General features: G+C 64.2%; 12 protein-coding genes, 2 pseudogenes and 1 riboswitch. Of the genes and pseudogenes, 12 read left to right on the plus strand and 2 right to left on the minus strand.

Features of this window, described 5'->3' with window-relative positions; genetic code table 11:
• Positions 1 to 82: 82 nt before the first annotated feature.
• From QNO18_RS08030 to QNO18_RS08080, 11 genes and pseudogenes are all read left to right on the plus strand, one after another.
• A pseudogene (locus QNO18_RS08030) lies at positions 83 to 951 on the plus strand (glycosyltransferase family 2 protein).
• On the plus strand, positions 942 to 1163 hold the full coding sequence (locus QNO18_RS08035; protein ID WP_283178837.1) for a hypothetical protein: 222 nt from the start codon (positions 942 to 944) through the stop codon (positions 1161 to 1163). The pseudogene QNO18_RS08030 and the gene QNO18_RS08035 overlap by 10 nt, the downstream one beginning before the upstream one ends.
• Positions 1117 to 2211: pseudogene (locus tag QNO18_RS08040) on the plus strand (IS5 family transposase). The gene QNO18_RS08035 and the pseudogene QNO18_RS08040 overlap by 47 nt, the downstream one beginning before the upstream one ends.
• Positions 2212 to 2432: 221 nt before the next feature.
• Positions 2433 to 2936, plus strand: coding sequence for an rRNA maturation RNase YbeY (gene ybeY / locus QNO18_RS08045; RefSeq protein ID WP_283177245.1), 504 nt, complete (start codon positions 2433 to 2435; stop codon positions 2934 to 2936).
• A 39-nt stretch (positions 2937 to 2975) separates the two neighbouring features.
• On the plus strand, positions 2976 to 3902 hold the full coding sequence (locus tag QNO18_RS08050) for a transporter associated domain-containing protein (protein WP_283177246.1): 927 nt from the start codon (positions 2976 to 2978) through the stop codon (positions 3900 to 3902).
• A 15-nt stretch (positions 3903 to 3917) separates the two neighbouring features.
• On the plus strand, positions 3918 to 5018 hold the full coding sequence (gene lnt / locus QNO18_RS08055; protein ID WP_283177247.1) for an apolipoprotein N-acyltransferase: 1101 nt from the start codon (positions 3918 to 3920) through the stop codon (positions 5016 to 5018).
• Positions 5019 to 5032: 14 nt separating this feature from the next.
• Entirely contained in the window at positions 5033 to 5440 is a 408-nt protein-coding gene (locus QNO18_RS08060; protein ID WP_283178763.1) for a nitrilase-related carbon-nitrogen hydrolase, read from the plus strand.
• A 32-nt stretch (positions 5441 to 5472) separates the two neighbouring features.
• Positions 5473 to 5522: riboswitch (SAM-SAH riboswitch) on the plus strand.
• Between the two features lie 8 nt (positions 5523 to 5530).
• Positions 5531 to 6697: a methionine adenosyltransferase gene (gene metK, locus QNO18_RS08065; protein ID WP_283177248.1), complete on the plus strand. Its 1167-nt coding sequence runs from the start codon at positions 5531 to 5533 to the stop codon at positions 6695 to 6697.
• Positions 6698 to 6836: 139 nt separating this feature from the next.
• Positions 6837 to 7550 carry a tRNA (guanine(46)-N(7))-methyltransferase TrmB gene (locus QNO18_RS08070; RefSeq protein ID WP_283177249.1) on the plus strand — a complete coding sequence of 238 codons (714 nt, stop codon included), beginning with the start codon at positions 6837 to 6839 and terminating at the stop codon, positions 7548 to 7550.
• Positions 7551 to 7726: 176 nt separating this feature from the next.
• Positions 7727 to 9073: a 3-phosphoshikimate 1-carboxyvinyltransferase gene (gene aroA, locus QNO18_RS08075; RefSeq protein WP_283177250.1), complete on the plus strand. Its 1347-nt coding sequence runs from the start codon at positions 7727 to 7729 to the stop codon at positions 9071 to 9073.
• 40 nt (positions 9074 to 9113) lie between these two features.
• Entirely contained in the window at positions 9114 to 9803 is a 690-nt protein-coding gene (locus QNO18_RS08080; protein WP_283177251.1) for a hypothetical protein, read from the plus strand.
• Positions 9804 to 9946: 143 nt separating this feature from the next.
• On the opposite strand, the gene QNO18_RS08085 is transcribed toward QNO18_RS08080, so the two are convergent.
• Entirely contained in the window at positions 9947 to 10564 is a 618-nt protein-coding gene (locus tag QNO18_RS08085; RefSeq protein ID WP_092895961.1) for a GcrA family cell cycle regulator, read from the minus strand.
• A 72-nt stretch (positions 10565 to 10636) separates the two neighbouring features.
• Complete coding sequence (locus QNO18_RS08090; RefSeq protein WP_283177252.1) at positions 10637 to 11326, minus strand: glutathione S-transferase family protein; 690 nt, start codon at positions 11324 to 11326, stop codon at positions 10637 to 10639.
• Between the two features lie 364 nt (positions 11327 to 11690).
• On the opposite strand from QNO18_RS08090, the gene QNO18_RS08095 reads away from it, so the two are divergent.
• Positions 11691 to 12866: an aspartate aminotransferase family protein gene (locus tag QNO18_RS08095; RefSeq protein WP_283177253.1), complete on the plus strand. Its 1176-nt coding sequence runs from the start codon at positions 11691 to 11693 to the stop codon at positions 12864 to 12866.
• The last annotated feature ends 15 nt before the right edge of the window (positions 12867 to 12881 follow it).

Here is a 12881-nt window from a genome sequence, read left to right on the forward strand (position 1 = left end):
GGGTAACGTCTTGTCATCGGCGGCGTGATAGCAGAGTCTTATGCGCGGCCGGATGCGGGCCGATACACCACCCGGGCGAGACATGCAGTATAGTTCAATTGGCCAGTTTCTGGAAATGGCAAGACCCGCGCCGGGCAAGGGTCCTGTGGCGCTGATCCTCGCCGAGGACAATTGCGAGACCGCCGCCACGCTGCGCCATCACCTCAGGCTGGGCTTCGGGCGTGTCGTGTTGCTGGCCGGCGAAGAGATTATTCTGCCCCCGAGCTGGAAGCGCAGATCGACCGGATCGAAACCGATGCCTTTGCCGAAGACGCGCTTGTCACTGCCGTGAACCTCATCGCTCAGGGGGGGCAGGGCGAATGGATCTACTACTGCTACAACGCCGAATTCCTGTTCTTCCCCTTTTGCGAGACCCGCTCGATCCGTGATCTGACCACCTTCCACAGCGAAGAGCGCCGCAGTGCGATGCTCAGCTATGTGGTTGATCTGTATTCCTGCGATCTGGCCGCCCATCCCAATGCGGTCTCGCTGGACCACGCCCATCTCGACCGCGCCGGCTATTACGCGCTGCCCCGCAAGGATCCCGAGCGCGACTGGGCCGAGAAAGAGCGCCAGATGGATTTCTTTGGCGGGCTGCGCTGGCGGTTCGAAGAGCACGTGCCCTGGGCGCGGCGCAAGATCGACCGCATCTCGCTGTTCCGCGCAACGAAGGGCGTAAAACTCAGGCCGGATTTCACCTTCTCGGATGAGGAGATGAACACCTTTGCCTGCCCCTGGCATCACAATCTCACCACCGCAGTCTGTTCGTTCCGCACCGCCAAAGCGCTGCGCACCAATCCCGGCAGCCGCAACGAGATCCGCAGTTTCCGCTGGCACAGCTCTGAGCCGTTCCGCTGGGACAGCCACCAGCTGATGGATCTGGGCCTGATGGAACCCGGGCAATGGTTCTGACCGCTGCCCGAGCCTTGTTGTCAGCTGCGGGCAAACTTGCCGCAATTGACAGGTTTCGGTCCGCATTTGCCATTCACGGGTGCCGCAGTGGCGTTCTGGGCGGCGTTGTTGCACTTATCGGCGAGGAGGATTCACGTGGTGCATCGCGGCTGTTAGGCTATGGCTATGCCGAAGCCCTCTTCTCCCCGCTAGCGCAGGACGAACTGGCCTGACTACAATGCGGCCCTCCGCCGCCGCGGCTCGCTCTCGATCTGGTTCGATCCGGCGATGGTCCGGAACGCTGCGAAGACTGGCAGGCGCGGTCCCCCTGAGACCTTCTCAGAGAGCGCGATCCAGATATGAGGAGGATCAGGAAACAGTCCGGGGGACTGTTTTCCCGACGATTGGCCTTACGCTGAAGGTGGTGTTCGGCCTGCCACTGCGGCAAACGGTGGGGCTGGTCGCCAGCCTGATCGGGATGGCGGGATTGGACTGGCCTGTTCCGGACTATTCCACGCTCTGCCGACGTCAGGCACGGATTGTGGAGCAGATCCCCTGCCGCCGCCCGGACGGTCCCGTGACCCTGTTGGTCGACATCGAGCCGGTGAAGCGCCACCGGTTCGAGCGAACCGGCGAGGGGCATCAGGTTCCGCGGCGTGAGGAGGAATCGTGGCTGCAGTGCAGCCGCGTAAGTCCGACGCAAGGAGTGGCAGGCGCGCAAACATGGCGTGTCGCGCCGCAGGCAGTGGCGCAAGCTCCATATTGGCATGGAGGCGCAGAGCGGCGATGTCCGGGCCGTCGAATTTACGTCCGGTCGACAAGGCGACAGCCCGATGCTGCCAGATCTGCTGGCGCAGCTCCCCCAGGAGGAAGAGATCGGCTCGGTCACGGCCGACGGCGCCTGTGACACCAGGCGATGCCATGGCGCGATCGTCGAACGGGGAGCCGAAGCGCGCATCCCTGTCCGCTGCAACGGCCGCGCGTGGAAAGAGGATTGCCCTGCTGCCCGCGTCCGAAACGACATCCTGCACGAAACACGACGCCCCGGACGCGCCAAGTGGAAGCGATCAGCCGGCTGCCATGTCCGAAGTCGGGTCGAGGCGCGGATGAACTGCCTCAAGGCCTTTGGCCAGCGCATCGCCTCACGCGACCCAGATCGGCAAACCGCAGAGATCCAGATCCGCATTGTGTCGCAGGTTCTCTCGAACCAGTGGCGTTCACCTGCTCCGCATGAACAAATATAATGCTCGCGGCACCGCCGGGATCATTGCCGTGGGCTGAACGTCACGCGGGAAAGGCAAAGATCCGCTTCCAGCCGATTAGCGCAACAACGCCGATCTGCCCCGCAGGACATCTTTCCTTTCCAAAGCAAGGATTGCACCATCAAAGCCCCGGATCAGACATCTGAACATTCCGGGGCTGAGCGGCTTTTCCGCGCGGGGGACGGGCCCCTGTTTTTTCTTCCCTTGCCTTGCGCGAAGCAGCGGGATAGCGCGACTCTCATGGACCCAATCTTTGATATTGTCTTTGAAGATACGCGCTGGCAGGCTTTTGGGCTGGATGGCCTTGCCGAAACGGCTGCGGCCGCAGTCTTTGCGCAGCTGGGGCTTTCCCCGACCGGCTTCCTGATCTCGCTGCTCGGCTGCGATGACCAAAGGATCGCCGCGCTCAATACCGAATTTCGCGGCAAGCAGGTGCCGACCAATGTGCTGTCCTGGCCCTCGGAAGAGCGCGCGGCGGAGGAGGCCGGCGGTATGCCCGACCTGCCGGAGCCGGGCGATGCCGAGGATCCCGAAGAGCTTGGTGATATCGCCATCGCTTACGAGACCTGCATGCGCGAGGCCACAGATCAGGGCAAGGATCCGCGGGAACATGTGACCCATCTGATGGTTCACGGGATTTTGCATCTTCTCGGCTATGATCATATTGATGACGCAGATGCCGCTGTGATGGAAAATCTCGAGACGCGGATACTTGCGGGTCTGGGCATTCCTGACCCATATTGAAACGCACCCACATAACGGGTGGCTCTGGACAAAGGGACAATGGGCAGTAGCAGCGACGGGCCGGTTACGGCGCAGGATGCGGCGGCATTAGCGGGAACAACGGTTCCGCAGGATAATGCGGGACAGGGGAACATACCGGCAGCACTGCCCGGTGGCGGGCAAAGTGGCCCCAGGGGCTTTTTCGGCCGCCTGATCTCGGCTTTCTCGGGCACAGATGCCGAGGGGGCCGCGCTGACCCAGGGCGAGCAGGCCTTTGCCCTGCTGGCCGAGGTCAGCGTCGATGACGTGGCCATTCCCAAGGCCGAGATCGTGGCGGTTGCGCTTGATACCGGGCTGGAGGATCTGGTCCATGTGTTCCGAAGCCACGGGTTTTCGCGCCTGCCGGTCTATGAGGAAAGCCTGGATCACCCGCTGGGGCTTGTGCTTCTGAAGGATGTGGCGCTGCGTTTCGGCTTCGGGGCATCTGAGGCTTTCACCCTGAAAGACCTGTTGCGGCCGATCCTCTTCGCTCCGCCCTCGATGCCCGCGGCGGTGCTTTTGCAGAAGATGCAAAAGGAACGCGCACATATGGCGCTGGTGATCGACGAATATGGCGGCGTCGATGGGCTGGCGACCTTTGAGGATCTGATCGAAGCCGTGATCGGCGAGGTCGAGGATGAGCATGACGAGGTCGCCGGGCTTTTGTGGAAAGAGGAAAGCCCGGGGGTGATCCTCGCGCAATCCACGGCGGAGCTCGAAGATCTGGAGGCCGCTTATGGCATCCGGCTGCGGGGCCTCGCGGAAGATGATGATATCGACACTCTGGGCGGACTTGTGTTCCTGCGCACCGGCCATGTGCCGGTGAGGGGCGAGATGGTGGTGCTGGAAAACGGCGCCACGATCGAAGTGGTCGATGCCGATGTGCGCCGGATCAAGCGGCTGCGGCTGCGGCTGCCGCAGGCGGCGGTCATCCCGGCGGGAAACTGAACGGGGACAGGTCTCATGCAGCCTCAGCGCAATCGCCTCTGGCATCAGAGGCTGCGTGATTTTGTCATCGGTGCCGTGGCGGCGCTGGGCCTTTCGCCTTTTGGCCTCTGGCCGGTGGCGCTGGTGGCGCTGGCGCTGATCCTCAGGCGGGTGGGCGCGGCAAAGACCGGGCGCGAGGCCTTCTGGCGCGGGCTCTTTGCCGGGGCCGGCTGGTTCGGGCTTTCGCTCAACTGGATCGTGCAGCCGTTTTTCGTTGATCCTTGGCGGCATGGCTGGATGGCGCCTTTCGCGCTTTTGCTGATCGCCTTCGGTCTGGGGCTGTTCTGGGGCCTCGCCGGGCTGATCGCGCGCCGGGCCGGCGGGGGGGCAATGGCCTTCGCGCTGGCGCTTTCGCTGACGGAACTGGCGCGCGGTTTCATCTTCACCGGCTTTCCCTGGTCCTTGCCGGGCCATATCTGGCTCGATACCGCGCTGGTGCAGATGGGCGCGCTTATGGGCGGCTATGGCATGACGGCGCTGACTCTGATCGCGTTGGCCGCACCATTCTCTTATGGCTGGCGGCGGGGAGGGGCGGTTTCCACTGCCATTCTCGCGCTCGGCGTTGGCTGGTCGGGCTACCGGCTTTCCCTGCCCGAACCCGCGCCGCGAGACACAGTGCTGCGCATCGTGCAGCCCAATATCGCGCAGAACCTTAAATGGGATCCCGAAGAGGCGCGCAGCAATTTCACGCGGCTTTTGTCGATGACCGCCGGTGCCAGGGCGGATCTTGTGATCTGGCCCGAGACTTCGGTTCCCTATCTGGTGACCGAAGGCGATGGCGCCGCGCTGTCGATCGCGCAGGCCGGAGGCGAGGCGCTGGTCGTCGCCGGGTATCAGCGCGACGAAGGTGCGGCGGCCTGGAACACGCTGGGCGTTTTTGGCCCGGGCGGGCGCATCTCACAGACTTTTGACAAGATCCATCTGGTGCCGTTCGGGAATATATGCCGATGGGGGATCTGCTTTATGATCGTTTCGGCATCCGCGCTTTTGCAAGCCAGGCCGGGGCGGGCTATTCGGCGGGGCTCGCGCGCAATCTGCTGGATTTTGGCACCACCGGGGGGCGAGCGCTGCCGCTGATCTGTTATGAGGCGATCTTTCCAGGCGATCTGGTCACGGATGAGCGCCCCGACTGGATCTTGCAGGCCACCAATGACGCCTGGTTCGGCACCCTGACCGGGCCGTATCAGCATTTCGCCCAGACCCGGCTGCGCGCGATTGAACAGGGGCTGCCGCTGATCCGCGCCGCCAATACCGGGATCTCGGCGGTGGTCGATGCGCGGGGCTTTGTCGCGACAGACCGCGATGGCCGGCCCGCGCGTCTTGGCCTCGGGCTGCAGGGCGTGATCGACGCGCAGCTTCCCGGCCCGATGGAGCCGCCGCCTTATGCGCGGATGCTGCGCAGTGCCGGCGAGGCGCCCTTGCTGGTTTTCCTGCTATTTGGCCTTACGGTTCGGGCTCTGTCGGCCCGCCGCCGGGCCGCCGGCCGACCTGGCGCTTGATTGTTGGCCCCGTGGGCGCTAAGCGCAATGACACACCGTCACAACGGCTTCCTGGCGTGACGCGGTCCTTTCCAACGGAGCACTTCCCCAATGAGCCGCAAGAACTATGTCTTCACCTCCGAATCCGTGTCGGAGGGGCATCCCGATAAGGTTTGCGATCGCGTCTCCGACGCCGTGCTGGACGCATTCCTGACCGAGGAAGCCAATGCCCGCGTCGCCTGTGAGACCTTCGCCACGACGAATTGCGTGGTCGTGGGCGGCGAGGTCGGCCTGAGCGACAAGGCCGCGCTGACCTCTATGCTGGAGCGCGTCGAGACCATCGTGCGCGACTGTGTGAAAGATATCGGCTACGAGCAGGACGAGTTCCACTGGAACACGCTCAAAGTCACCAATCTGCTGCATCCGCAATCCGCCCATATCGCGCAGGGCGTTGATAAGGACGGGGCAGGCGATCAGGGCATCATGTTCGGCTATGCCTGCCGCGAAACGCCCGAGCTGATGCCGGCGCCGATCCAGTATTCTCATGCGATCCTGCGCCGCCTGGCCGAAGTGCGCAAATCCGGCGCCGAACCGACGCTGCGGCCGGACGCGAAATCGCAGCTCTCGCTGCGCTACGAGGACGGGCTGCCCGTCGAGGCGACCTCGATCGTGCTCTCGACCCAGCATTCCGATATCGCGCAAAGCTCGGATGATATTCGCGCCATCGTGGAGCCCTATATCCGCGACGTGCTGCCTTCGGGCTGGATCACTGAAAAGACCGTCTGGCATGTCAACCCGACCGGGTCTTTCGTGATCGGCGGGCCGGATGGCGATGCGGGCCTCACGGGGCGCAAGATCATCGTTGACACCTATGGCGGGGCTGCCCCGCATGGTGGCGGTGCGTTTTCGGGGAAAGATCCGACAAAGGTTGACCGTTCGGCCGCCTATGCCGCGCGTTACCTCGCGAAAAACATCGTCGCCGCCGGCCTCGCGGATCGCTGCACGGTGCAGGTCTCCTATGCCATCGGCGTGGCCGAGCCGCAGTCGATCTATGTCGATACCCATGGCACCGGCACGGTCCCTGACAGCGTGATCGAGCTTGCAATCCCGAAAGTGCTGGATCTGACGCCGCGTGGCATCCGCACCCATCTGGGTCTGAACCGCCCGATCTATGCCCGGACCTCGGCCTATGGCCATTTCGGCCGCGCGCCGGAAGCGGATGGCGGCTTTTCCTGGGAGCGTGACGATCTCGTCGCTGCCCTAAAAGCTGCGGTCTGAGGCCGGTCAGCCTGCCAAATTCTAAAAAGGGCGCCCATAGCGGCGCCCTTTTTCATGCATCCCGCTGACCTGCGCTTGACCCGGTGCCGCGCGGCGCTTAGACGCGCGCCCTGACCGCACCCCGCCAGAGGCCCGCCCGATGTCCGATCCCGTTGCCCCGGAACAGCACCCAGCCGAGCCCCGCCGCAATTTCTACGGTCGCTCAAAAGGCAAGACCCTCAGGGCGAGCCAGAAGGACTATCTCGCCAATGATCTCGAGACGCTGCGGCTGAGGGGCGTCACCCGCGACGAAAACCCGGGCCGTGCGCCGCTGGATCTGACGCAATTCGGTGGCCTTCCGCTCTGGCTGGAGGTCGGCTTTGGCGGCGGCGAACATCTGGTGCATATGGCGGCGCTGAACCCGCAAATCCACCTGATCGGCTGCGAGCCCTTTGTGAATGGGGTGGCGATGCTGATCGGCAAGATCCGCGCCGCCGGGGTGACGAATCTTTCGATCCATCCGGGCGACGTGCGTGACCTTTTTGACGTGCTCCCGGATGGGGTGATCGGCAAGACCTTCCTCAATTACCCTGATCCCTGGCCGAAAGCCCGCCACCACCGCCGCCGCTTTGTGACGCAGGGCTATCTGCGCGCGCTTCACCGTGTGATGGCGCCTGCGACAGAGTTTCGCATCGCGACCGATATCCCCGATTACGTCCGCCAGGCGCATGAGGAAGTGCCCGAAGCCGGGTTCCGGCTGGAGCATGAAGCCGGCGATGGCGGTGCCTGGGATGACTGGATCTCGACCCGTTACGAGCAAAAGGCCTTTCGTGAAGGCCGCTTCCCGCATTACCTGACCTTCCGTCGGGCGTAAGACCGCGGAACGCTCCGCCTGGAGTGGTCCGGCCAGACGGGGCAGGGAGTTCCTCCTGATCCAAATACTCCCGCCGGAGGCATCTGCGCTTTCCGCTTCTCATGCCGCCGCGATGCTGGACCCCCTCTTCTGCTTGCGCTATCAGGCAGGGGCATTTGCGGGGACGGGAGAGAAATATGTCTGGCCATGGTGACGCACAGGTGATGATTTCCGCCAAAAGCGGGCCGCTGAAAGGCGTGGCATCGGTGCCTGGCGACAAGTCGATCTCGCATCGCTCGCTTATTTTCGGCGCCATGGCGGTCGGAGAGACGAAGATCACCGGTCTCCTCGAAGGCGAGGATGTGATCGACACCGCGAAAGCGATGCGCGCTTTCGGCGCGACCGTGACCCGCCATGGCGAGGGGATCTGGTCGGTGAACGGCGTTGGCGTCGGCGGCTTTCAGGAACCTGCCGATGTGATCGATTGCGGCAATTCCGGCACCGGCGTGCGGCTGATCATGGGGACCATGGCGACGACGCCGATCTCGGCCACCTTCACCGGGGATGCGAGCCTCAGGAAACGGCCGATGGGGCGGGTGACCGACCCGTTGTCGCTGTTTGGCACCGAAGCTTACGGGCGCAAGGGCGGCCGTCTGCCGATGACCGTGGTTGGTGCCGCCGATCCGGCTCCGGTGCGCTATACGCTTCCGGTCGCCTCGGCCCAGGTGAAATCCGCCGTTCTGCTTGCGGGTCTGAACGCGCCGGGCGAAACCGTGGTGATCGAGCGCGAACCGACCCGCGATCATTCCGAGCGCATGCTGCTGGGATTCGGTGCCGATCTGACCGTCGAAGAAACCGCAGAAGGCCATGTCATCACGCTGAAAGGCCGCCCCGAACTGCGCCCGCAGAGTGTGGCCGTGCCGCGTGATCCGTCTTCGGCCGCGTTCCCGGTCTGTGCCGCGCTGATCACCGAGGGCTCGGATATCCGCGTGCCGGGCGTCAGCCAGAACCTCACCCGCAACGGGCTTTACCTGACCCTGGTCGAGATGGGCGCGCTGATCGACTTTGAAAACCCGCGCGAAGAGGGCGGCGAGCCGGTGGCCGATCTGCGCGTCCGTTTCTCGCCCGACCTCAAAGGCATCGAAGTGCCGGAAGAGCGCGCGCCGTCGATGATCGACGAATATCCGATCCTCTCTGTCGTGGCCTCTTTCGCCGAGGGTGTCACCACCATGCGCGGCGTCAAAGAGCTGCGGGTCAAGGAATCCGACCGGATCGACGCCATGGCGCGCGGCCTTGAGGCCTGCGGTGTGAAGATCGAGGAAGAGGAAGACGTGCTGATCGTCCATGGCATGGGCGCGGGCGGGATGCCGGGCGGCGCCACTTGCAAGACCCATCTTGATCACCGCATTGCCATGAGCTTCCTCGTCGCCGGCATGGCCGCGAAACGCGAGATCACGGTTGATGACGGCTCGCCCATCGTGACCTCTTTCCCGGTCTTCGAGGCGCTGATGAACGGGCTCGGCGCGGCGATCCGGCGCGGCTGATCTATTCCCGGGACCAAACCGAACCCGCCCCGGCTGTGCCATGGGCGGGTTTTCCATATCCGGATCATGGCTTTACATCCCGACCCCACGCCGCCAGTTTACCCGCAGTTTTCACCTCTCTCCGGGGATCCGCGCCATGCGCTTTGTCTGTTCCGCCGCCCTTCTTTCCGTGATCCTCTCTGCGGCCATTCCTGCGGTCTTTTCCGCGACCCCGGCTTTGGCCCAGGAAGAGGGGGAGGAGATGGAGCAGGTCACCGGCCAGCAGGTCGATGGCTGGATCAGACTGGAAAGCGACGGCGAAAGCCATGAATTCATGACGGTCAGCTTCCTGTTCGACACGGTCAGGGTCGGCACGGCTTCGGTCGCTGATGGGGCGCAGACGGGCAATGAATCGATTGTGGCCGTTTCGGGCGGGCAGGAACCGGATGGCGGCGGGCCATTCTTCCACCTCGCATTCGGCTGGCCGGGCGAGGGCGCCGAGCCGGTGCTGAAGCCCGAAATCACCTGGTATCCGGCCGGCCAGCAGCCACCCTTCTTTGCCAGTCTTTTGGCCAGCCCGCCGGAGGTCACGGTCACCCGCTACGCGTTTGACGGGCAGGCCGGGGCGATCAGCGGCAGCTTCAGCGGCAGGGTCTGTTCGGTCACAGACTGGGACCAGGAAGAACCGGATCCTGCACTTTGCCGCGATATCACCGGGGCGTTCGAGACAAAGCTCCACCCGGCTTTCTGATTTTCCAGACCTTTGGTTTTCTGGCCTGCCTGGTCTCAGCAGGCCGGGACGTCTCAGCAACCGGGGCGACGCGAAAAGCCCGCAGGATTTCTCCTGCGGGCTTTTGTCATTCCGGTGCCCGGGCGAAAAACGCCCGCAAGGCATCAGCGACGGCGGTCGCGGCGGGCGCTCATCGGCTGGAAGGCGACGCCGACATGGGCCTCGCAATAGGGTTTGCCGGGCAGCGAAGGCAGGCCACAGAACCAGAAATCATCGGTTGCCGGGTCGCCGATCGGCCATTTGCAGGTGCGCTCGGTCAGTTCCATCAATGACAGCTTACGGGCACGCTTTTCGACCTCGCGCACCGAAGCCAGCGCCTCGGGGCTGATCTCGTTGAGCGAGGGCTGCGGCGGCAGCGGCTGACCTGCGGGCACGATGGCCTTGCGGAGTGGCAGGGGCGTGACATTCGACACCGGAGCCGCCGATGGCGCAGGTGCTGCGCGCGGTGCCGCCGGTGCGGGCTCTTCACGCGGCGGCGCCGGCTGAGCCGGGGCCGCCTCGGCGACGGGTTCCGGGCGTGGCGGCGGGGCCGCTGCTGCCGGAGCCGGCGCGGCCTCTTCGTCATCCTTGCCGCCTACGCGGTTAGAAAGGCCCAGCCGGTGGACCTTGCCGATGACTGCATTGCGGGTGACGCCGCCAAGTTCCTTGGCGATCTGGCTGGCCGACTGACCCTCGCCCCACATGCGCTTGAGGGTTTCAACCCGCTCGTCCGTCCAGGACATATGCCTCTCCGCCTGTCTGATAACCGCTGCATAATAAGGGGAGGGGGCAGGGGGCCGCAAGGGGATAGCGAATCAAATCCCGTTACTGATCGCGTGTCCGGATTTATGGTCCGACAAAGGGGCGAGGCAGGTGGCGACATAAGGGCGTTTTGCCTGCCTTTGCCACCAGTTGTTCAACGCCGGAAAGGCAGCCACCGCCGCGGCTCCGTCGGGGCTGCGGGTAAAGCCTGCAAACATCGGCGCCAGATGCAGATCGGCAAGGGTCAGCGGACCGGACATCACCAGACCCTCAGCCGCGATAACGTCAAGCGCGGCCAGAACCGGCATCGCGGCGCGGAGCCCGGCCGCGGCCCGCGCCGGATCCGGCGGCTCGCCCTCGGACAGCGCAAAGACCCCCGCCCCGTAATGGTCGCGCAGCATCGGGCGAAAGCCATGCGCATCCATGATGGCGATGGCCTGGACCATTCGGGCCCGCGCCTTCGGATCCCCGGGTTGCAGGGCAGGGCCCGGGAAGCCCTCGTCAATCCAGCGGCAGATCGCCCCGGTCTCATAAAGCGTGAAATCCCCCTGGCGCAGCACCTGCACCATGCCAAACGGGGAAAGCCCCGCCGCATCAGGCGTCCGGAACGGGTCAACTTCGGTGAAACGCACTGCCACGCCTTTTTCCGCAAGGGTCAGCCGCACGATGGCAGTGTGGATGCTGTGGCGCCAGCCGGTCAGGGTCAGGGTCAGGGTCAGGGGCAGAATCAGGGGATCACGCATCCGCCGATCCTCGCATGTCGCGCCCCCTCGTGCAAAATCTCCGCCGCGCAAAATCTCCGCCGCACAAAAGCCCCGCCGCGCAAAATCCTGCGCACAGATCCCCCGCATTCCCGTTTACAAAGCGCCACTGTCGTTTTATCAGACAGGCATGACCATGAATGCGAAACAGCTTATTCATTCGCGACGCCGCTGAGGCGTTGGTCCCGGCTTGCCCGCCGGTCATTCAGGGCAATCCCCCGCATATCCCGACAGAGCTGTATCTGTCTGTCCACGGATCCGTCACCACGCTGGAATAGAATCCGCATGTTGACACCCCCATTGCCCCGGCTTTACGCCTTTGGCTTCCATTCCTGAGGGAAATTCCATGATCACGCCCGTGCTTCCCACCTATAACCGTGCGCCCCTTGCCTTTGTCAAAGGTCAGGGCAGCTGGCTGGAGGCGAGCGACGGCCGCCGATATCTGGACCTCGGCGCCGGGATCGCGGTGAATGCGCTTGGCCATGCCGCGCCCGAGCTGGTGGCCGCGCTGACGGAACAGGCGGGGCGGCTCTGGCATGTTTCGAATGTCTACACGATCCCGGAACAGGAAAAGCTGGCAGAGCTGCTGGTCGACCGGACCTTTGCCGACACCGTCTTCTTCACCAATTCCGGGACGGAAGCCGCCGAGCTTGCGATCAAAATGGCGCGGAAATTCCATTACGAGAATGGCCAGCCGGAGCGGACCGGCTTCATCGCTTTTGAAGGCGCTTTCCACGGCCGCTCCACCGGTGCTATCGCGCTTTCAGGGGCGGAAAAAATGGTCAAGGGCTATGGCCCGCTGATGGAGGGTTTCCAGCAGCTGGCCTGGAATGATGCCGACGCGATCCGCGCCGCCATTACCGGCCAGACCTGCGCCGTGATCATCGAGCCGATCCAGGGCGAGGGCGGCATCCGCCCGATGCCCGATGCGCTTTTGCAGGAAATCCGGGCACTTTGCGACAAGACCGGCACGCTTCTGATCCTCGACGAGGTGCAATGCGGTATGGGCCGCACCGGACGGCTTTTCGCGCATGAATGGAAGGGCGTCACGCCCGATATCATGATGGTCGCCAAAGGCATCGGCGGCGGCTTCCCGCTGGGGGCGGTGCTGGCCACGGAACGTGCCGCCAAAGGCATGGTCGCAGGCACCCATGGCTCGACCTATGGCGGCAACCCGCTGGCCTGTGCGGTGGGCGCAAAACTCACCGAAATCATCTCCGACCCCGCCTTTCTTGCCGAGGTCGCGCGCAAATCGGCGCTTTTGCGTCAGGGGCTCGAATCCCTAGTCGCGCGCCATGCGGATATTTTCACCGAAGTCCGCGGTGAGGGCCTGATGCTGGGCCTGAAATGCATCCCCGCGCCAGGCGATGTGGTCACTGCAGGCTACCAGGCCGGCCTCCTGACGGTCGCCGCAGCCGATAATGTCCTGCGCCTGCTCCCGGCGCTCAATATTCCCGATGCAGACATCACCGAGGCCCTTACCCGCCTCGACCAGGTGGCGACCAGTCTGAAGGCCGCCTGATTTCATCTGTCCTTA

Source organism: Gemmobacter sp. 24YEA27, from assembly GCF_030052995.1.
GTDB lineage: Bacteria > Pseudomonadota > Alphaproteobacteria > Rhodobacterales > Rhodobacteraceae > Pseudogemmobacter.

Excerpts from the sequence above, each read along its gene's own strand:
- QNO18_RS08035 (WP_283178837.1), top strand. The coding sequence starts at position 942 with ATGGTTCTGACCGCTGCCCGAGCCTTGTTGTCAGCTGCGGGCAAACTT.
- ybeY (WP_283177245.1), top strand. The coding sequence starts at position 2,433 with ATGGACCCAATCTTTGATATTGTCTTTGAAGATACGCGCTGGCAGGCT.
- QNO18_RS08050 (WP_283177246.1), top strand. The coding sequence starts at position 2,976 with ATGGGCAGTAGCAGCGACGGGCCGGTTACGGCGCAGGATGCGGCGGCA.
- lnt (WP_283177247.1), top strand. The coding sequence starts at position 3,918 with ATGCAGCCTCAGCGCAATCGCCTCTGGCATCAGAGGCTGCGTGATTTT.
- metK (WP_283177248.1), top strand. The coding sequence starts at position 5,531 with ATGAGCCGCAAGAACTATGTCTTCACCTCCGAATCCGTGTCGGAGGGG.
- QNO18_RS08070 (WP_283177249.1), top strand. The coding sequence starts at position 6,837 with ATGTCCGATCCCGTTGCCCCGGAACAGCACCCAGCCGAGCCCCGCCGC.
- aroA (WP_283177250.1), top strand. The coding sequence starts at position 7,727 with ATGTCTGGCCATGGTGACGCACAGGTGATGATTTCCGCCAAAAGCGGG.
- QNO18_RS08080 (WP_283177251.1), top strand. The coding sequence starts at position 9,114 with ATGGGCGGGTTTTCCATATCCGGATCATGGCTTTACATCCCGACCCCA.
- QNO18_RS08085 (WP_092895961.1), bottom strand. The coding sequence starts at position 10,564 with ATGTCCTGGACGGACGAGCGGGTTGAAACCCTCAAGCGCATGTGGGGC.
- QNO18_RS08090 (WP_283177252.1), bottom strand. The coding sequence starts at position 11,326 with ATGCGTGATCCCCTGATTCTGCCCCTGACCCTGACCCTGACCCTGACC.
- QNO18_RS08095 (WP_283177253.1), top strand. The coding sequence starts at position 11,691 with ATGATCACGCCCGTGCTTCCCACCTATAACCGTGCGCCCCTTGCCTTT.